Origin of the sequence: Streptomyces sp. NPDC017529 (assembly GCF_044329785.1) — a bacterium.
In the GTDB taxonomy this organism is placed as follows: Bacteria; Actinomycetota; Actinomycetes; order Streptomycetales; family Streptomycetaceae; genus Streptomyces.
Map to the genome: position 1 here is coordinate 221,772 of NZ_JBIRJY010000005.1, position 17,782 is coordinate 239,553.

Annotated in this window: 17 protein-coding genes; 6 read left to right on the forward strand and 11 right to left on the reverse strand. The window is 72.5% G+C overall.

Going from position 1 to position 17,782, the window contains the following annotated elements; all coding sequences use genetic code 11:
• The first annotated feature begins 101 nt into the window (after positions 1 to 101).
• On the forward strand, positions 102 to 1,520 hold the full coding sequence (locus ACH4K4_RS14800; RefSeq protein WP_398167493.1) for a uracil-xanthine permease family protein: 1,419 nt from the start codon (positions 102 to 104) through the stop codon (positions 1,518 to 1,520).
• A 10-nt stretch (positions 1,521 to 1,530) separates the two neighbouring features.
• Here the strand turns inward: ACH4K4_RS14800 and ACH4K4_RS14805 are convergent, their stop codons facing one another.
• On the reverse strand, positions 1,531 to 1,983 hold the full coding sequence (locus ACH4K4_RS14805; RefSeq protein WP_398167494.1) for a phospholipase: 453 nt from the start codon (positions 1,981 to 1,983) through the stop codon (positions 1,531 to 1,533).
• A 218-nt stretch (positions 1,984 to 2,201) separates the two neighbouring features.
• On the opposite strand from ACH4K4_RS14805, the gene ACH4K4_RS14810 reads away from it, so the two are divergent.
• On the forward strand, positions 2,202 to 2,900 hold the full coding sequence (locus ACH4K4_RS14810; RefSeq protein WP_398167496.1) for a DUF5995 family protein: 699 nt from the start codon (positions 2,202 to 2,204) through the stop codon (positions 2,898 to 2,900).
• A gap of 53 nt (positions 2,901 to 2,953) precedes the next feature.
• On the opposite strand, the gene ACH4K4_RS14815 is transcribed toward ACH4K4_RS14810, so the two are convergent.
• Entirely contained in the window at positions 2,954 to 4,639 is a 1,686-nt protein-coding gene (locus ACH4K4_RS14815) for a flavin monoamine oxidase family protein (protein ID WP_398167497.1), read from the reverse strand.
• Positions 4,640 to 4,750: 111 nt separating this feature from the next.
• Positions 4,751 to 5,548 carry a carbon-nitrogen hydrolase family protein gene (locus ACH4K4_RS14820; protein ID WP_398167498.1) on the reverse strand — a complete coding sequence of 266 codons (798 nt, stop codon included), beginning with the start codon at positions 5,546 to 5,548 and terminating at the stop codon, positions 4,751 to 4,753.
• Positions 5,549 to 5,770: 222 nt separating this feature from the next.
• On the opposite strand from ACH4K4_RS14820, the gene ACH4K4_RS14825 reads away from it, so the two are divergent.
• Both ACH4K4_RS14825 and ACH4K4_RS14830 read left to right on the forward strand, forming a co-directional pair.
• A complete protein-coding gene (locus ACH4K4_RS14825) occupies positions 5,771 to 5,941 on the forward strand; it encodes a hypothetical protein (protein ID WP_398167500.1) in 171 nt (56 codons plus the stop codon).
• A gap of 22 nt (positions 5,942 to 5,963) precedes the next feature.
• The gene (locus ACH4K4_RS14830) at positions 5,964 to 6,968 is read left to right on the forward strand and encodes a YdcF family protein (RefSeq protein ID WP_398167502.1); all 1,005 of its coding nucleotides are present in this window, start codon (positions 5,964 to 5,966) and stop codon (positions 6,966 to 6,968) included.
• Positions 6,969 to 6,992: 24 nt separating this feature from the next.
• Here the strand turns inward: ACH4K4_RS14830 and ACH4K4_RS14835 are convergent, their stop codons facing one another.
• The 3 genes from ACH4K4_RS14835 to ACH4K4_RS14845 all read right to left on the reverse strand — a co-directional run bounded on the left by ACH4K4_RS14835 (position 6,993) and on the right by ACH4K4_RS14845 (position 10,735).
• Positions 6,993 to 7,442, reverse strand: a complete 450-nt coding sequence (locus ACH4K4_RS14835) for an Lrp/AsnC family transcriptional regulator (protein ID WP_398024918.1) — start codon at positions 7,440 to 7,442, stop codon at positions 6,993 to 6,995.
• 19 nt (positions 7,443 to 7,461) lie between these two features.
• Positions 7,462 to 8,937: an amino acid permease gene (locus tag ACH4K4_RS14840; protein ID WP_398167504.1), complete on the reverse strand. Its 1,476-nt coding sequence runs from the start codon at positions 8,935 to 8,937 to the stop codon at positions 7,462 to 7,464.
• Positions 8,938 to 9,295: 358 nt separating this feature from the next.
• Positions 9,296 to 10,735 carry a GuaB1 family IMP dehydrogenase-related protein gene (locus ACH4K4_RS14845; protein WP_398167505.1) on the reverse strand — a complete coding sequence of 480 codons (1,440 nt, stop codon included), beginning with the start codon at positions 10,733 to 10,735 and terminating at the stop codon, positions 9,296 to 9,298.
• A 483-nt stretch (positions 10,736 to 11,218) separates the two neighbouring features.
• Between ACH4K4_RS14845 and ACH4K4_RS14850 the strand changes: the two genes are divergently transcribed.
• Together ACH4K4_RS14850 and ACH4K4_RS14855 are read left to right on the forward strand one after the other, a co-directional pair.
• On the forward strand, positions 11,219 to 12,361 hold the full coding sequence (locus ACH4K4_RS14850; protein WP_398167506.1) for a PP2C family protein-serine/threonine phosphatase: 1,143 nt from the start codon (positions 11,219 to 11,221) through the stop codon (positions 12,359 to 12,361).
• An 18-nt stretch (positions 12,362 to 12,379) separates the two neighbouring features.
• Positions 12,380 to 13,954: an FMN-binding glutamate synthase family protein gene (locus tag ACH4K4_RS14855; RefSeq protein WP_398168007.1), complete on the forward strand. Its 1,575-nt coding sequence runs from the start codon at positions 12,380 to 12,382 to the stop codon at positions 13,952 to 13,954.
• Here ACH4K4_RS14855 and ACH4K4_RS14860 read toward each other — a convergent pair.
• From ACH4K4_RS14860 to ACH4K4_RS14880, 5 genes are all read right to left on the reverse strand, one after another.
• Positions 13,944 to 15,011, reverse strand: a complete 1,068-nt coding sequence (locus ACH4K4_RS14860; RefSeq protein ID WP_398167507.1) for a hemolysin family protein — start codon at positions 15,009 to 15,011, stop codon at positions 13,944 to 13,946. The two genes, ACH4K4_RS14855 and ACH4K4_RS14860, sit on opposite strands and share 11 nt — an antisense overlap.
• Positions 15,008 to 16,348, reverse strand: a complete 1,341-nt coding sequence (locus ACH4K4_RS14865) for a hemolysin family protein (RefSeq protein ID WP_398167508.1) — start codon at positions 16,346 to 16,348, stop codon at positions 15,008 to 15,010. The genes ACH4K4_RS14860 and ACH4K4_RS14865 overlap by 4 nt, the downstream gene beginning before the upstream one ends.
• 87 nt (positions 16,349 to 16,435) lie before the next feature.
• Complete coding sequence (locus ACH4K4_RS14870) at positions 16,436 to 16,861, reverse strand: DUF2809 domain-containing protein (protein ID WP_398167509.1); 426 nt, start codon at positions 16,859 to 16,861, stop codon at positions 16,436 to 16,438.
• Positions 16,858 to 17,313, reverse strand: a complete 456-nt coding sequence (locus ACH4K4_RS14875) for a barstar family protein (protein ID WP_398167510.1) — start codon at positions 17,311 to 17,313, stop codon at positions 16,858 to 16,860. The genes ACH4K4_RS14870 and ACH4K4_RS14875 overlap by 4 nt, the downstream gene beginning before the upstream one ends.
• Entirely contained in the window at positions 17,310 to 17,756 is a 447-nt protein-coding gene (locus ACH4K4_RS14880) for a ribonuclease domain-containing protein (RefSeq protein ID WP_398167511.1), read from the reverse strand. The genes ACH4K4_RS14875 and ACH4K4_RS14880 overlap by 4 nt, the downstream gene beginning before the upstream one ends.
• Positions 17,757 to 17,782: the final 26 nt, after the last annotated feature.

A 17,782-nucleotide genomic window follows, 5' to 3' on the forward strand; every position in this document is an offset into this window, starting at 1 on the left:
GTCCGCGCGCCGCGGACGGCCTTATGCCGACTTAACATGTCCCGGCCGGAATCCTCAGTCCGGCCGACCCCCTGCGACGTACGCGAAGAAGTGGAGCACTCATGGGCCTCGGTGTGCGCTGGACCGTGCACGGCGACGGGCGCACCCCCGCCCCCGGAGCCGTCGTCAGACCGGACGAACGGCTGTCCTGGCCGCGCACCGCCGGCCTCGGCGCGCAGCACGTGGTGGCCATGTTCGGCGCGAGTTTCGTCGCCCCGGTCCTCATGGGCCTGGACCCGAACCTCGCCATCATGATGTCGGGCGTCTCGACCGTCATCTTCCTGCTGGCGACCCGCGGCCGGGTGCCGTCCTACCTCGGCTGCTCGCTCTCCTTCGTCGGTGTCGCCGCCGTGATCCGCGCGCAGGGCGGCACCAGCGCCACCGTGACCGGCGCGGTCCTCGTCGTCGGCGTCGCGCTCTTCCTGGTCGGCGTCGCCGTCCAGCGGTTCGGCGCGCGGATCATCCACGCGGCGATGCCGCCGGTGGTCACCGGCGCGGTCGTCATGCTCATCGGCTTCAACCTGGCGCCGGTGACGGCGAGCACGTACTGGCCGCAGGACCAGTGGGTGGCGCTGCTGACCATGCTCTTCACCGGGCTGGCCGTGGTCTGCCTGCGCGGTTTCTGGTCCCGGATCGCGATCTTCCTCGGGCTGGTCTTCGGGTACGGCATCTCCTGGGTCCTCGACCTGGTCTTCGGCAAGATCCACTCGGCCAACGGCGCCGGGCAGGTCACCGACCACTGGCGCCTGGACCTGTCGGCCGTCGGCAAGGCCGAGTGGATCGGCCTGCCGTCCTTCCACGCGCCCGCCTTCCAGTGGTCCGCGATCCTGGTCGCGCTGCCCGTGGTGATCGCGCTGGTCGCCGAGAACGCCGGGCACGTCAAGGCGGTCGGCGAGATGACCGGCGACCCGCTCGACGACAAGCTGGGCACCGCGATCTCCGCCGACGGCGTCGGCTCGGTGCTCTCCACCGCGCTCGGCGGCCCGCCCAACACCACGTACTCCGAGAACATCGGCGTGATGGCGGCGACCCGCGTCTACTCCACCGCGGCCTACTGGGCGGCGGCCGGTTTCGCGCTGCTCTTCGGCCTGTGCCCGAAGTTCGGCGCGGTGGTGGCCGCGATCCCCGGCGGCGTGCTGGGCGGCATCACCGTCATCCTGTACGGCATGATCGGCCTGCTCGGCGCGCAGATCTGGGTGCACAACAAGGTGGACCTGCGCAATCCGCTGAACCTGGTGCCGGTGGCCGCGGGCGTCATCATCGGCATCGGCGGCGTCAGCCTGAAGATCAGCGAGAACTTCGAGCTGGGCGGCATCGCGCTCGGCACGATCGTGGTGCTCTCCGGCTACCACGTGCTGCGCGCGCTGGCGCCCGCGCACCTGAAGCAGCAGGGACCGCTGCTGGACGAGGGCACCAGCGCGTACGACGCGGACGCGCCGGAGCACCCGGAACGGCCGGGCGGGCAGGAGCCGAAGGCGTGACCCGCGCGCCTCAGCCCAGCTTCCTGACCGCCTCGTAGTAGGTCCACGCGAGCGCGGCGCACGAGGTCTTCTTCGCGCCGGTGTACTTCCCGCAGACCCGCTTGAGGTCCTCGTACAGTGCGCTGTCCAGCCGCGGCTTGTTCGTGTCGAACGTCCCGGCCTTCTTGTAGTTGCGGTAGCCGAAGTCGTGGCGCGCGCAGGAGGTCCCGAAGGGAAAGCCGAACGGGTTGTCGGGCGACTTGGAGCAGTGGTCGGTGGTCCAGTCGAATCCGTACGCCGCCCATTTCGCCTGGTCGGCACGGGCCGCGAGCCAGCTGCCGTAGCTGCTCGCGGAGGTCTGCGTCCAGCCGGCCAGCACCCGGGACCTGTCGGCGGGCGCGGCCTGCGCCGGAGCGGCGCCCGCCGACAGCGCGGTCACGGCCACGGCCGAGGCGGACAGGGCGGCGGCAAGTCTTCGGGGCATGCGTCAACCTCCGGTGCGGAGCGGCCTCTTCGGCAGGACGGGCCGTTTCGTCGAAGGCTGAAAATAGCCACTCCGGGCGACCGGCGGCGGAGTTCCGGTTGAACAGTGATCGCCGGTGGGAGTACGCCCGGACAAGGGGCGCGCCGGGAATTACCCCGATCCGGTCATCCGCCCGCCGGACGGCGCTGCGGCGGGCGCCCGGCTGTCACGCTGTGCCCATGACGACGACTCGGCACGTCACGGCCGCCGCGGTGCCGGCTCCCGTGGCCGCGGTCCTGGCGCGGCTGCGCGCGCTGGAGGCCACGCTCCCGCCCTCCGACGGCATCGCGGTGTTCAACCGGGTGTACCTCTCGGTCACCGAGGAGGTCGTACGGCGGCTCGGCGCGGGCGGCTTCCAGGACCCGGCGGCCGCGGGCGAGCTGGACGCGGTGTTCGCCCGGCGCTACCTCGCCGCGGTGGACGCCGCCGGCGCCGGCCTGACCGTACCGGCCTGCTGGCGCCCGCTGTTCCAGCTGCGCCGCCACCCGGGCGTCCGGCCGCTGCAGTTCGCGCTGGCGGGGATCAACGCCCACATCGGGCACGACCTGGCGCTGGCCGTCGTGGACACCTGCCGGGCCCTGGAGTGCGAACCGGCCGCCCTGGCAGCGGACTTCGAGCGCGTCGGCGACCTCCTGGCCGGGATGGAGGAGCGCATCCGGGAGAGCCTGATGCCGGGGCCCGACCTGCTGGACATCGCCGATCCGCTCACCCACCTCGCCGGTTCCTGGAGCCTGGAGATGGCCAGGGACGGCGCGTGGGCGGCGGCGCGGGGGCTGTGGGGCCTGCGCGGCCTGCCCGAGACGGCGCAGGAGTTCGCCGAGCGGCTCGGTTCGGGCGTGGGCCTGGTGGGCCGCTGCCTGCTGACGCCGCTGGGCTGACGAAGGGCCGCGTACGACTGCCGTACGCGGCCCCTCCGCGTCCGCCGCCGCTCTCAGTCCTCCGGCAGCTCGACCGGCGCGATCTCGTCGTACACGTCGCCGGGGCCGGGGTTGGTCCCGTCGGTGCTGCCGCCGAAGTGCGTCATCACGCCCCACACCGCGTTCAGCGCGGTCTGCACGGCGCCCTCGGCCCAGCCGGCCGTCCAGGAGATGTCGTCGCCGGCCAGGAAGACGCCGCGCTTGTCCTCGGGCAGCCGGTCCTGCATGAAGTGGGTGAACAGCCGCCGCTGGTAGCGGTAGTGGCCCGGCAGGTTGGCCTTGAACGCGCCCATGAAGTACGGCTCGTTCTCCCAGGAGACGGTCACCGGGTTGCCGATGATGTGCTTCCTGATGTCGACCTTCGGATAGATCTCCGAGAGCGACTTGAGCATGACCTCCATGCGGTCGTTGGCGTTCAGCGGCAGCCACTTGAGGCTGTCGTCGCACCAGGTGTAGGAGAGGCAGATGACGGCCGGCTTGTCGGGGCCGTCGTCCAGCAGGTAGGTGCCGCGGGTCATCCGGTCGGTGAGCGTCATGCTCATCACGTCCCGGCCGGTCTCCTCGTCCTTGTCCAGCCAGAACGGCCGGTCGACCGGGACGAACAGCTTGGAGGACTCCATGTAGTGGGTGCGCTCCATCGCCGTCCAGTGGTCGATGGGGAACAGCGCGTCGTCACAGGCGATCTTGGAGAGCAGCATCCAGGACTGCGCGGTGAACACGGCCGCCTCGTACGTGCGGATGTCGCCGCTCGCGTCGGTGACGGTGACGCGGTTGCCCGCCGTGCGGTCCATCCGGGTGACCGCCGGGCGCGGCGTGCCGTCGTGCAGCGAGGACAGCGAGGTGCCCGGCGCCCAGTGGACGATCTTCTCCGGCTCGCGCTCCCACAGGCGCAGCGGCAGCTGCTGGCTGCCGCCGACGATGCCGCGGTGGTGGTCGTCGGCCTCGGTGTAGACGACGCGCAGGATCTCCAGGATGGAGTTGGGGAAGTCGGTGTCCCAGCCGCCGGTGCCGAAGCCGACCTGGCCGAAGATCTCCCGGTGCCGGAAGGACTTGAAGGCGGTGGAGTCGCAGAGGTAGCCGTAGAAGGTCTGGTTGTCCAGCTTCTCCACCAGCCGCGCCCAGATCTCGCGGATGCGCGGCACGTCGCGCTCGCGGATGGCGCGGTTCATGTCGGAGAAGTCCGCGCCCTCCTCCAGGCAGGCGTTCCAGGCCTCCATGACCTGGGTGTAGACCTCGGGCAGGTCCTCGACGGTGCGCGCGTAGTGCGACTCGCCCTTGAGGTCGACGACGGTCGAGGGGGTGTCCGGCGCGAGCGGGTTGGGGAAGGGCTTCGTCTTCAGGCCCACCAGGTCGATGTAGTGCTGGAGGGCGGTGGAGGACGGCGGGAAGCGCATGGCGCCCATCTCCGCGGTCAGCCCCGGGTCGCAGCCCTCGAAGCCGACGGTGCGCAGCCGGCCGCCTATCTGGTCCGCCTCGTAGACGACGGGCTTGAGGCCCATCTTCATCAGCTCGTAGGCGGTGACGATGCCGGACAGGCCGCCGCCGATGACGGCGACCTCCTTGCCGTGCTCGGTCGCCGGCACCTGGCCGAGGCCCGCCGGGTGGGCGAGGAAGTCGTCGTACGCGTACGGGAAGTCCGGTCCGAACATGGTGATGGGCGGCTGGGCGTCCGCGTGGTGGGCGGCGGTGGGCACGGTCATCGGTTCGGGCTCCTTGCAGGCAGGTACATGAGGGGGGTGTGGGGGCGCGCGGGCAGGCGTGCGAGCGGCGCGGTGGCGCCGCTGTGGGGGTGGTTCAGGCCGGTGCCGGGGTCAGGTGAGCGAGCCGTAGAGTCCGCGGCGCCGGTCGGCGAGGTACGGGTTGTCCTCGCGCGACCGCTGGAGCAGGCCCGCGTCGACGTCGGCGAACACCAGCTCCTCGCCGCGTCCGGCGCGGGCGCGTACGGTGCCGTCGGGACCCGCCAGACAGCTCAGGCCGACGAACTCGAACTCGCCTTCCGGGCCGACCCGGTTGACGTAGGCGATGTAGAGCTGGCTCTCGAAGGCCCGTACCGGTACGAGCGACTCGGCGACGAACTGGAAGGGGTGCAGCTGGGCGGTGGGCACCAGCAGCAGGTCGGTCCCGGCGAGCGCGTGGGCGCGGACGTTCTCGGGGAACTCCACGTCGTAGCAGATCATCAGGCCGATCCGCAGACCATCCAGCTCGGCCTGGACGACCGGGACGTCCCCCGGGGTGAACCAGTCGCGTTCGAAGCAGCCAAAAAGGTGCGTTTTGCGGTAATTCACCAGTCTACGCCCCCCGGGGCCGATCAGCTGGGCCGCGTTGTAGACCTCCGCGCCGTCGCGCTCGGGGTAGCCGTAGAGCACCGCGATGCCGTGCTCGGCGGCTATTCGGGCGATCGTCCGGGCGGCCGGGCCGTCGGCGGGCTCGGCGAGCCGGTGCAGGTCCTCGCCGATGGCGTAGCCGGTCAGGAACAGCTCCGGGCAGACCAGCAGCCCGGCACCGCCCGCCGCCGCCTCGCGCGCCGAGTCCTCGACGGCCTTCAGGTTGTACGCGACGTCGCCGGGCCGTCCCGAACTTTGGAGCAGGGCGGTGCGCAACGACGACATGGAACCCCTCGGGAGACGTGCGGACGGCCGGGCGGACGGGCGGGCGCTTCGGCGCCGCGGCGGCCCGGATCAGTCGGACGCCTAGACGGTACGGTTCGCCGATCCCCCCGTACAAGGCACCACCATTGCGCGCCGATGGAACATTCGTTGCGTGTTGTACGGCCGGTACGGCGATTCGTTGCGCCGCGCGTTCCGGCACGTGGCGCGGGCCCTTGAAAAGCGATGGCCGACGGGACGAGCGCCGCCGGCCGGGGCGCCGAGGACCCGCGGCTGACCGGGGTGCACGACCGGGGCCGCAACGACCGGCTCGGCTACGGCTGCACGGTCGTCCCGTGGGAGCGGCCGGACGACGTGGCCGGTGGGGCCAAAAGGCAGGCGGCGCCGGGCATATGATCGGCCCGCCTACGATGTGCGCATGCTCGCGTATGCCCTACCGGCTCTCTTCTTCGCCCTCTTCCTCCTCGGTGTGCTGCGCGACCGGCGCCGCTTCAGCAACGCCGTATACCTGGGCCTCACCGTCTTCTTCCTCGTGCCGGCCATGCTGCTACAGCTCCAGCGGTCCCCGTCGGTGGCGGCGGACGTGGTGACCGTGCTGGTCCTCCTGCTGCCCGCGCTGGGCACCCTCGTCCTGGGGGTCTTCCTGATCCTCAACGGCGTCACGATGCTCCGCAAGGAGGGCCGGAGCCTGGCGAACCTGCTGTCGCTGCTGGCCGGGCTGGGGATCTTCGGCGTCGTCGCGCTGCTGATCACCGCCGTGAGCGCCGGGTCGCGCGGCCTGCTCGTCGTCGCCGGCACGACGCTGCTCGTCGTCAGCTACGTCGCCTTCCTCTTCCTGTGCTTCGTCGGCTACGCGTTCCTGTACGGGCGGCTGCGGGTGCGCCGCAACGCGGACTTCGTGGTGGTGCTCGGCTCCGGGCTGATCGGCGGTACGCGCGTACCGCCGCTGCTCGCCGGCCGGCTGGAGCGGGGACGCGCGGTGTACGAGCGCCAGGCGCGGCGCGGCCGCCCGCCGGTGCTGCTCGCCTCCGGCGGCCAGGGCCCCGACGAGCAGCTCCCCGAGTCCCGGGCGATGGCCGCCTACCTCGTCGAGCGCGGTTTCCCCGCGGAGCACGTCCTGTGCGAGGAGAAGTCCCGGACGACGGAGGAGAACCTGGCGTTCAGCAAGCAGATCATGGAGGCGTCGGTACCGGGCTACCGCTGCGTCATCGTGACCAACAACTACCACGTCCTGCGCGCCGCCCTCCTGGCCCGCCGGGCCGGTGTCAACGGCCAGGTGGTCGGCGCCCCCACCGCCGCCTACTTCTGGCCCAGCGCCACCATCCGCGAGTTCGCCGCGGTCTTCCTCTCCTACAAGGCGGTCAACCTCGGCATCTGCGCCCTGCTCCTCCTGTGCGGAGGGCTGGCCTGGTGGAGCGTCTGACGGACGCGGCCGGGCCGCAGGGGCTCAGCCCGGTGACCCCGAGCTGAAGCGCCGCAGCAGCGGCGAGAGGACCAGCACCGACTTCGTCCGTTCCACGAACGGCTCCCCCGCGATGCGTTCCAGCACCCGTTCGAAGTGGCGCATGTCGGAGGCGAAGACCTGGACGATGGCGTCCGCCTCACCGGTGACGGTGGAGGCGGACGCCACTTCCGGGTAGCGCGACAGGCCGCGGTGGATGGATTCGGGGGAGGTGTTGCGGCGGCAGAACAACTCGATGAACCCCTCGGTCTCCCAGCCGAGCGCCGCCGGGTCCACCCGTACGGTGAAGCCGGTGATGGCGCCCTCGGCGCGCAGCCGGTCCACCCGGCGTTTGACCGCCGGGGCGGAGAGTCCGACCTCCGCCCCGATGTCGGCGTAGGAGCGCCGGGCGTCCGCTGCCAGGGCGTGGACGATGCGTTGGTCGAGTTCGTTCATCTGTCGCACTGCGGGTGGATCACTTCTCTGCGGTGGCCAATCGGGAACGGCGCATGCCGTAGACGAAGTAGACCACGAGCCCGACGGCCATCCAGATTCCGAAGACCACCCAGGTGACCGGGCCGAGGCTGCCCATCATGTACAGGCACAGCAGGAAGCCGATCGCCGGGAAGACCGGCGCCAGCGGCGTACGGAAGGTGCGCGGCATGTCCGGCTTGGTGAAGCGGAGCACGATCACCGCGATGTTGACCAGCGCGAAGGCGAAGAGGGTGCCGATGCTGGTGGCGTCGGCGAGCTGGGCGAGCGGAATGGCCGCGGCCAGGATGCCGCAGAACAGCGAGACGATCACGGTGTTGGCGCGCGGGACCCCGGACTTCGCGTGGACCTTGGAGAACACCTTCGGCACCAGGCCGTCGCGGGACATCGCGAACAGGATGCGGGTCTGCCCGTACAGCACCGTCAGGACGACGCTGGCGATGGCGATGACGGCACCCGCGGCCAGCAGCACGGCCCAGAAACTCTGTCCGGTGACCTCCGTCATGATGCCGGCGAGCGCGGCCTCCGAGCCCTCGAAGCCCTTCCAGGACTTGGCACCCACGGCGACCGCCGCGACCAGGCAGTACAGCGCGGTGACGATGATCAGCGAGAGCATGATCGCGCGCGGCAGGTCGCGCTGCGGGTTCTTGGCCTCCTCACCGGCGGTGGAGGCGGCGTCGAAGCCGATGTAGGAGAAGAAGAGGGTGGCGCCGGCGCCGCTGACGCCGGCGATGCCCAGCGGCATGAAGTTGGCGTAGTTGCCGGAGGAGATGCCCTGCACGGCGACGCCGCAGAACAGCAGCAGCGCGATGATCTTGATGGTCACCATGATCGTGTTGGCGCGGGCACTCTCCTTGGCGCCGCCCAGCAGGAAGACCATGGCGAGCATGACGACGATCAGCGCCGGCAGGTTGAAGATGCCGCCGTCGCCCGGCGGCGCGGACAGCGCGGCGGGGATGGTGACGCCGATCGTGCCGGACAGCAGCTCGTTGAGGTACTCGCCCCAGCCGACGGCGACGGCCGCGACGGAGACGCCGTACTCCAGGATCAGGCACCAGCCGCAGACCCAGGCGACCAGCTCGCCGAGGGTCGCGTAGGCGTAGGAGTACGAGGAGCCGGAGACCGGGATGGAGCCGGCCAGCTCCGCGTAGGACAGCGCGGAGAACAGGGCCGTGATGCCGGCGATGACGAACGAGATGATGACGGCAGGGCCGGCCTTGGGCACCGCCTCGCCGAGGACCACGAAGATGCCGGTACCCAGCGTCGCCCCGATGCTGATCATGGTCAGCTGCCACATGCCCAGCGAGCGGCGGAGGGTACCGCCCTCGCCCTGGCCGCCCTCGGCCACCAGCTGCTCGACCGGCTTGCGCCGCGTCAGCCGGGCGCCGAGGCCCCCGGAGGAAGAGGGGGGCCGGGGGTCGCTGCCCGCCGAGGGCGGGGCTGCGCCGTGCTCCAACACAGGGGTGGCTCCTTCATCGCTGCCGGTCAAGGTGGCGGACGACCGACAGCGGTCCCCGTGCGCGGGTACGCCGAAACAACCCGCGACAAAGAAGGGGGGACCGCCGAGCAGGCGGTCCCCGCCACTCCACGTACAGCGCATGACTGTACGGGTCGTGTGTGAGCTGTCGTAATGCAGGTTCCTTGCGCAACCGTGAACATTTGTTGCGCACCTGGTCAGGACACAGTCGTTCATTGCGCACAAACGACAAATCTCACCGGTTGGTCGTTCTCACCCACCGCGCCCGGGAACGTGTACGGCCCCGTACCGAAACGTTTCGGTACGGGGCCGTACGGGCGGTGCCCCGACGGGCGGCGGGTCAGCTCCAGCTGGCGTGCAGCGGCTTGCCCTCCGCGTAGCCCGCGGCGCTCTGCACGCCGACGACGGCCTTCTCGGCGAACTCCTCCAGGGAGGCCGCGCCCGCGTACGTGCAGGAGCTGCGGACGCCCGCGATGATCGAGTCGATCAGGTCCTCGACGCCGGGCCGCGCCGGGTCGACGAACATCCGCGAGGTGGAGATGCCCTCCTCGAACAGGCCCTTGCGCGCCCGGTCGTACGCGGATTCCTCACTCGTACGGTTGCGGACCGCACGCGCCGAGGCCATGCCGAAGCTCTCCTTGTACGGGCGGCCCTCGGCGGTGTGCTGGAGGTCGCCGGGCGACTCGTACGTGCCGGCGAACCAGGAGCCGATCATGACGTTGGACGCGCCGGCGGCCAGCGCCATCGCCACGTCGCGCGGGTGGCGCACGCCGCCGTCCGCCCAGACGTGCTTGCCGTACTTCTTCGCCTCGGCGGCGCACTCCAGGACGGCGGAGAACTGCGGGCGGCCCACGCCGGTCATCATGCGGGTGGTGCACATGGCGCCCGGGCCCACGCCGACCTTGATGATGTCGGCGCCGGCCTCGATCAGGTCGCGCACCCCCGCGGCGGCGACGATGTTGCCGGCCACGATCGGGACCTGGGGGTCCAGGGCCCGCACGGCCTTGACCGCGCTGATCATCGACTCCTGGTGGCCGTGCGCGGTGTCCACCACGAGGGTGTCCACACCGGCCGCCAGCAGCGCCTTGGCCTTGCCGGCCACGTCGCCGTTGATGCCCACGGCGGCGGCGACGCGCAGCTTGCCCTCGGCGTCGGTGGCGGGCTTGTACAGGGTGGCGCGGAGCGCGCCCTTGCGGGTCAGGATGCCGACCAGCATGCCGTCCGCGTCGACCGCCGGGGCCAGCTTGCGGTTGGCCGCGTCGAGCTGGTTGAACGCCTCGCGCGGGTCGATGTCCGCGTCCAGGACCAGCAGGTCCTTGGACATGACCTCGGAGACCTGGGTGAAGCGGTCCACGCCGGTCAGGTCGTGCTCGGTGACGATGCCGACGGGGCGGCCGCCCTCGACGACGATCCCGGCGCCGTGCGCCCGCTTGGGCAGCAGCGACAGGGCGTCGGCGACGGTGGCGACCGGGGACAGCACGATCGGCGTGTCCAGCACCAGGTGGCGGCGCTTGACCCAGGTGACGACGTCGGTGACGACCTCGATCGGGATGTCCTGCGGGATGACGACCAGGCCGCCGCGGCGGGCGACCGTCTCGGCCATCCGGCGGCCGGCGATCGCGGTCATGTTGGCGACCACCAGCGGGATGGTCGTGCCGGTGCCGTCCGGCGAGGACAGGTCCACGCCCTGACGGGAGCCCACCGCGGAGCGGCCGGGCACCATGAACACATCGTCGTACGTCAGGTCGTACGGCGGCTTGGCATCGTTCAGAAACTTCATACTGGCTCTCTCACCTGCGGGTTTACAGCTCGGGCGGGTGGGGAGTCAGCTTCCGAACCGGCACCGGTCAGGATGCGGCTCCTAGGACATCATCCCTGATGAGTGCGGTCCGGGGCGAACCGGTGTTCCCCGCGCCCCGCCCGTGCGCCCGCGCCGGGGCGACGGCGGGCGGCGCCGGACGATCTCTCACGGTCCGCAGTTTCATCACTCTGCGTAGCCGTTCTGGCCGGTCTTCGACGGCCCGGACGGCCGGATACCTGCGGTTCCACGCCGATCCGACCATATGACCGCTCGATAGGTTCTCGCTGGCCAACGGGTGGGTAGAACCGTGTACAGGCCGTCTCGGGTGTCGATCCGCGGCGGCCGCCGGGCCACCGGGAGTCCGGGCGATCACTTCGCAGGTCAATACGTACAGTAACCGCGTCGCGCGGGGCGCCCGGCCGTCCGGGCACCGCCGCCTCGACCGTGGGGGAAGGGGAGGACATGCGCGGAGTCCGACAGGGTGCCCTGCTGCTGCTCACGGCCGTGGCGTCGGCCGCCATCGCCGCCTGCGACCTGGCCCTGGGGCCCGGCGCCAGCCTGGCCGGGCTGCTGATGATCGGTCCGCTGGTGGCCGCGACGAGACTCGAAGGGGCCTGTACGGCGGCGGTCTCGTTCACCGCCCTGTTCCTCGGCCTGGCGGTCCCCTGGCACGAGCGGACGCTCGGCCGGACCGACCAGCTGCTGGCCCTGACCGTGCTCGCCGCCGCCGCGGCCTACGCGACCTGGGCCTCCGACCGGCAGGCCGTCCTGGACAGCCAGCTCGCCGGGGTCGCGGCCGCCGCCCAGCGCGCCATCCTGCGGCCGACCTCCTTCCGGGTCAGCGGTGCCTCGGTCTGTGCCCGCTACCGCTCCGCGGCGCCGCGCGCCGTGATCGGCGGCGACCTGTACGCCTTCGCCGACACCCCGAGCGGGCTGCGGGTGCTGATCGGCGACGTACGCGGCAAGGGCCTGGAGGCGGTCCGCCTGTCCGCCGCCGCGATAGGGCACTTCCGCGACTGCGCCTACACCCGCGCCAACCTCGCCGAGGTGGTCGAGGAGACCGACCGGCGGCTGATCGACGACCTCGGCCCGGAGGACTTCATCACCGCCGTGATCGCCGAGATCTCCCCCGGCCGCCTCCGGCTGGCCAACTGCGGCCACCACCCGCCGCTGCACCTGCCCGCCGCTGGCCCGCCCGTCCTGCTCACCCCCGCCGAGCCGACCACACCCATCGGGCTGCACCCGGTGCCGCGCGTACAGGAAGTGGAGCTGGCTCCCGGGGACCGGCTGCTGCTGTACACCGACGGCCTCGCCGAGGCCCGCGACCCCGACGGCACGATGCTCGACCTGGCCGGCCTGCTGCCGGCCTGCTCGATGCCGGATCTGAACGACGCGATCGAGACGGTGCTGGCGACGATGTGCCGGCACACCCACGGTGCCCAGGACGACGACGTGGCCCTGGTCCTCGTCGAGCTGGAGCCCAGCCTGCCCCGGCAGCACCGCGGCCACGCGCCGCCCACCGCCGCCCGCACCCGCGCCGAGCAGCCCGGCCGCGGCCACGACCAGGCATGTCGCCCTTCCCGTTCCGCCGCGGTATCCGATTGACTCGTGGGTGTGCTGCGACTGTCGGTTGTCCTCGTCCCCGCCCTGCTCGGCGCCGTCCTGGCGGCGCTCGCCCTGCTCGTCTCGCCCTGGTGGTGGGCGGCCGCCGTCCCCGTGCTGGCGCTCGCCGCCCTGGGAGTGCACGACGCCTTCCAGCGCCGGCACTCGGTGCTGCGCAACTACCCGCTGATCGGCCGGTTGCGCTATCTCCTGGAGAGCGTGCGGCCCGAGATGCAGCAGTACTTCGTCGAGCGCAACTACGACGGCCGCCCCTACGACCGCGACGTGCGCAGCATCGTCTACGAGCGCGCCAAGGGAACCGAGGACGAGGCGCCGTTCGGCAGCGAGCGGGACATGTACGGCGGCGGGTACGAGTTCCTGGTCCCGTCCATGGCGCCGAAGCCGGTGCCGGACGAGCCGCCGTCCGTGCGCGTCGGCGGCCCCGACTGCACCCGGCCGTACGACATGGCGCTGCTGAACGTCTCGGCGATGAGCTTCGGTTCGCTCTCCGGCAACGCGATCCTGGCCCTCAACCGCGGCGCGGCGCTGGGCGGTTTCGCGCAGGACACCGGCGAGGGCGGGCTGTCGGAGTACCACCTGCGGCACGGCGGCGACCTCGTGTGGGAGATCGGCACCGGCTACTTCGGCTGCCGTACCCGCGACGGGGGCTTCGACGCGCGCGAGTTCGCCGAGAAGGCCGCGCACGACCAGGTCAAGTGCGTCTCCCTGAAGCTGTCGCAGGGCGCCAAGCCAGGTCTCGGCGGCGTGCTGCCCGGCGGCAAGGTCAATGCCGAGATCGCCCGGGTGCGCGAGGTGCCGGAGGGCGAGACGGTCGTCTCGCCGCCGTACCACCGGGCGTTCGGCACGCCGCGCGAACTGGTCGGCTTCCTGGCCCGGATGCGCGAGCTGGCGGACGGCAAACCGGTGGGGTTCAAGCTGTGCGTCGGCTCCCGGCAGCAGTTCCTGGCCGTGTGCAAGGCGATGCGGGCCGAGGGCGTCACCCCGGACTTCGTCATCGTGGACGGCGCGGAGGGCGGCACCGGCGCGGCGCCGCTGGAGTTCGCCGACCACCTGGGCAGCCCGCTGACCGAGGGTCTGATCACGGTGCACAACGCGCTGGTCGGCAGCGGTCTGCGGGACCGCGTCAAGATCGGCGCGAGCGGGAAGGTCGCCACCGGCAGCGACATCGTCAAGCGCATCGCGCAGGGCGCGGACTACACGAACGCGGCCCGCGCGATGATGTTCGCGGTCGGCTGCATCCAGGCGCAGCGCTGCCACACCAACCGCTGCCCGGTCGGCGTCACGACGCAGGACCCGCGGCGCACCCGCGCGCTGGTCGTCGGCGACAAGTCGGAGCGCGTGCACCGCTACCAGCGGGCGACGGTCCGCAGCGCCCTGCAGATCATGGCGGCGATGGGCGTGCGGGAGCCGGGCGAGCTGCGCCCGCACATGCTGCGCAGCCGCGTCGGCCCCGACACGGTCAGGTCGTACGCCGAGCTGTACAGCTGGCTGGAGCCGGGGCAGCTGCTCGACGAGCCGCCGGAGGACTGGGCGGCGGACTGGGCGGCGGCGGACCCGGACCGGTTCACGGTGTGACGTCCGGGCCGGCGCCGGTGCCGTGCCGGGGCCCGTCCCGGCGGGCCGGGGCGGGCCCCACCAGCTCCCCCAGTACGTCGGTCATGGTGACGAAGCCGAGCACCACGCCCTGCTCGTCGGCGACGGCGGCCAGTTGCGTGCCGCTCGCCCGCATCGTGGTCAGCGTGTCGTCCAGCGGCGTGTCGCGGCGGACCCGGGGCACCGGGCGCAGCGCGCCGCGGGGGAACGGCCGGTCGCGGTCGGTGACGCCGAGGGTGTCCTTGACGTGCAGGTAGCCCAGCACCGTACCGTTCGGCCCGGTGACCGGCAGCCGGGAGAACCCGGCGGCGGTCGCGGCGCGTTCGAGCTGGTCGGGCGTGACGTCCCGGTCGACGGTGACCATCTTCGGCAGCGGTACGAAGAGCCGGCCGACGGGCCGCTGCCCCAGCTCCAGCGCGTCGCGCAGCCGCTCGCCGCCGGTGTCGGAGAGCAGCCCGGCGTGCCGGGACTCCTGGACGATGCGGGCGAGTTCCTCGTCCGTGAAGGCGGCGGCGACCTCGTTCCTGGGCTCGGTCCTGGCGAGCCGCAGCAGGGCGTTGGCGAGCGCGTTGATGCTGACGACGACGGGGCGCAGCGCGCGGGTGAGGGCCACCAGCGGCGGCCCCAGCAGCAGCGCGGTGCGTTCCGGGGCGGCCAGGGCGATGTTCTTGGGCACCATCTCGCCGACGAGCATGTGCAGGTACGTGGCGAGGGTCAGCGCGAGCACGAACGCGACCGGGTGGACGAGGCCGTGCGGCACGTGCACCGCGTCGAAGACCGGCTCGGCAAGGTGCGCGATGGCGGGTTCGGCCATCGCGCCGAGGAGCAGTGAAGAGGCGGTGACGCCGAGTTGGGCGGTGGCGAGCAGGTCGGAGAGGTGTTCCAGGCCCCACAGCACCCGGCCGGCCCGGCGGTCCCCGGCCTTGGCGCGCGGGTCGATCTGGCTGCGCCGCACGGAGATCATCGCGAATTCGCCGCCGACGAAGAAGGCGTTGCTCAGCAGGGTCAGCGCGGCGACCGTCAGCTGGATCGCGGTCATGCCCGCTCCCTCCCACCGCCGCCGGACCGGGCCCCCGTCGCCGGCGGTCCGTCCGGCGCGGCCACCCGTACCCGCTCAGCGCGGTGCCGCCGCACCTTCAGCACGGTCAGCGTCCAGCCCGCCACCGGCACCTCGTCACCGTTCTCCGGGATCCGGCCCAGCCGGGTCGCGAGCAGCCCGGCGAGCGTCTCGTACGGCCCTTCGGGCACCTCCAGGCCGATCCCGGCCAGCCCGTCCAGGCGCACCGCGCCGTCCGCCTCCCAGCACCGGGCCCCGGTCCGCAGCAGGTCCGGGCCCTCCTCCGGGTCGTGCTCGTCCCGTACGTCGCCGACGATCTCCTCGACGATGTCCTCCAGGGTGACGATGCCGGCCGTACCGCCGTACTCGTCGACCACCACGGCCATCGTGCGGACCGTGCGCAACCGGTCCAGCAGCCGGTCGACGGGCAGCGTCTCCGGTACGAGCACGGGCTCGGCCGCCAGCTCGGCGACGCCGGTGGCGGCCCGCTCCCGCGGGGTGAGGGCGAGCACGTCCCTGATGTGGACGGTGCCGACGACCTCGTCCAGGCTGCCGCGGTAGACGGGGAAGCGGGAGAGCCCGGTGGCCAGGGTCAGCGTGGCCGCGTCGGCGGCCGTGGCGCGCGCCTCCAGGGCCCGTACGGCGACCCGCGGCGTCATGACGTTCTGCGCGGTCAGCTCGCCCAGGTGCAGGGTCCGTACGAACAGCTCCGCCGAATCGGCCGGCAGCGCGCCTTCCTGTGCCGAGTAACGGGCCAGCGACATCAGTTCGGCCGGGCCGCGGGAGGAGGCCAGTTCCTCGGCCGGCTCCAGGCCGAGGAGCCGCACCAGCCGGTTGGCGGAGTGGTTCAGGTGGCGGATGAACGGCGCGAAGGCGGCGCTGAAGGCGCGCTGCGGGCCCGCCACCACCCGGGCCACCGCCAGCGGCCGGGAAATCGCCCAGTTCTTGGGCACCAGTTCGCCGACGACCATCAGCACCACCGTGGACACGCCGACCCCGAGGGCCGACGCGACACCGGGAAGCACCGACCGCGGCAGCCCGGCCGCCGCCAGCGGGCCGCGCAGCAGCGCCGCCAGCGAGGGTTCGGCGAGCATGCCGATGACCAGCGAGGTCACGGTGATGCCCAGTTGGGCCCCGGACAGCTGGAACGCGAGCGCGCGCACGGCGCCCAGCACGCTGTCGGCACCGCGCTCCCCCGCCTCCGCCGCGCGCTCCACCTCGCTGCGCTCGACCGTCGTCAGCGAGAACTCCGCGGCCACGAACACGGCACAGGCCAGGGTGAGCGCCAACGCCACCGACAGGAGCAGTACCTCGGCCACCGCCTCACCTCCCGCCGCACCTCGGTGCCCGGCGGCGGGCGGGTGAAACATCCCGCGGGTCCGATCGGCCGGACGCACCGGCCCGGCTCACGCCAGGGCCGGGCTGCGCCGCGCCCTCCCCCACGCGTGCACGGCCCAGGCGCCCGCGGCGCCCACCGCGTACCAGAACAGGTCCGGCGCGTTGAAGGTCGAGCCGAGCACCAGCCGGGCCGCCACGCTGCGCCGGGAAAGCTCCGCCGGTACGCCGCTGAGCTGCGCGAATTCCACCACCCAGCTGATCGCCAGCGCGCTCACGGCCGCGGTCGCCGGGCGGACCCGGGGCGCGGCCAGCACCACCAGCGTCTGTACGAGCACGGTGTACAGCGCGTCGCCCGCGTACTTGGCGACGTCACCGCCGAGCCCCGCGCGGGCGGCGCCGGCCCGGATGCCCAGCCCCGCGGCGACCGCCAGGGCCGCCGCCCCGCACGCCGCCAGGCGCGTTCCCGCCGTACCCGGCCGGTCCCCCTTCGTCACCCGGCCGCGTTCCCTGCCTCCGGCGACCGGCCGCTGGCCAGCACGACCACCAGCCCGGTGTCCGTGTCGCGCCAGAACGCCACCGCGTCCGCGACGATCTCCTCCACGGTGCCCCAGTCGTCCGGCGCGGCGACCGCGTACCGCTGCCAGCCGCTCACCACCAGCACCCGGCCGCGGTCCGCCGGGCACCACGACAGGTCGGTCAGGCAGTCAGCGAGCGCGTCCCAGTTGCGTCCGAACCAGTCGGGCAGCCGCAGGGCCCGTGCGCAGCGGTCCATGAAGCCCGCCTTGTCCGCGACCCCCCGCAGGTCGAGGAGCGCGCCGTGCCAGCCGGCCGCGCGTGCCGCGTCCAGGGCTTCGTCCACGGGCCGGTCCTGCGGCCAGGGCACCACCCCCGGGGGCGTACTGCCGTCGAGCACCGCCGCGAGCGGCCGGGGCACGGGAGCCGTCATCGGAGCACCGCCTTGAAGGTCCGGTAGTGGTCTTCGGTGTAGTACGTCTCGTGGCGGTCGCCGGTGACGATGCGCCGCGCGCCGCGGTCCTTCGAGCCCGGGGTGCGCACGGTGTACTCGTGGTAGTAGCCCCGCTTCTGCCGGGGCAGCTGCCGCTCGTGGTTGCCGAAGACCGTGCCGTCCTTCGGGTACGGGAACGGGCCGTGCGCGTCGATCAGGCGCAGCGTGTCACGCACCTGCTCGGGCAGCCGGCCGACCGGTACGGTCGCCATGCCCTCGGCCCAGTCCGGCGTAGTGGCGCTCGCCGAGGGCGTCCCGTGCGCGGTCTTCGCGCTCCCCTTGCCGCCACCGCCTCCGGAACAGCCGGACAACGACAGCAGAAGGCAGGCCACCAGCGCAGCGAGTACGCCGACGGCCGCGCGCGGAGCGGAGCGGATCACCATGCGCCGATGCTGTCACAGCGCCGCAC

What these genes read in the sequence shown, in the direction of transcription:
- ACH4K4_RS14800 (WP_398167493.1), top strand. Translation starts at nt 102, where the DNA reads ATGGGCCTCGGTGTGCGCTGGACCGTGCACGGCGACGGGCGCACCCCC.
- ACH4K4_RS14805 (WP_398167494.1), bottom strand. Translation starts at nt 1,983, where the DNA reads ATGCCCCGAAGACTTGCCGCCGCCCTGTCCGCCTCGGCCGTGGCCGTG.
- ACH4K4_RS14810 (WP_398167496.1), top strand. Translation starts at nt 2,202, where the DNA reads ATGACGACGACTCGGCACGTCACGGCCGCCGCGGTGCCGGCTCCCGTG.
- ACH4K4_RS14815 (WP_398167497.1), bottom strand. Translation starts at nt 4,639, where the DNA reads ATGACCGTGCCCACCGCCGCCCACCACGCGGACGCCCAGCCGCCCATC.
- ACH4K4_RS14820 (WP_398167498.1), bottom strand. Translation starts at nt 5,548, where the DNA reads ATGTCGTCGTTGCGCACCGCCCTGCTCCAAAGTTCGGGACGGCCCGGC.
- ACH4K4_RS14825 (WP_398167500.1), top strand. Translation starts at nt 5,771, where the DNA reads ATGGCCGACGGGACGAGCGCCGCCGGCCGGGGCGCCGAGGACCCGCGG.
- ACH4K4_RS14830 (WP_398167502.1), top strand. Translation starts at nt 5,964, where the DNA reads ATGCTCGCGTATGCCCTACCGGCTCTCTTCTTCGCCCTCTTCCTCCTC.
- ACH4K4_RS14835 (WP_398024918.1), bottom strand. Translation starts at nt 7,442, where the DNA reads ATGAACGAACTCGACCAACGCATCGTCCACGCCCTGGCAGCGGACGCC.
- ACH4K4_RS14845 (WP_398167505.1), bottom strand. Translation starts at nt 10,735, where the DNA reads ATGAAGTTTCTGAACGATGCCAAGCCGCCGTACGACCTGACGTACGAC.
- ACH4K4_RS14850 (WP_398167506.1), top strand. Translation starts at nt 11,219, where the DNA reads ATGCGCGGAGTCCGACAGGGTGCCCTGCTGCTGCTCACGGCCGTGGCG.
- ACH4K4_RS14860 (WP_398167507.1), bottom strand. Translation starts at nt 15,011, where the DNA reads ATGACCGCGATCCAGCTGACGGTCGCCGCGCTGACCCTGCTGAGCAAC.
- ACH4K4_RS14875 (WP_398167510.1), bottom strand. Translation starts at nt 17,313, where the DNA reads ATGACGGCTCCCGTGCCCCGGCCGCTCGCGGCGGTGCTCGACGGCAGT.
- ACH4K4_RS14880 (WP_398167511.1), bottom strand. Translation starts at nt 17,756, where the DNA reads ATGGTGATCCGCTCCGCTCCGCGCGCGGCCGTCGGCGTACTCGCTGCG.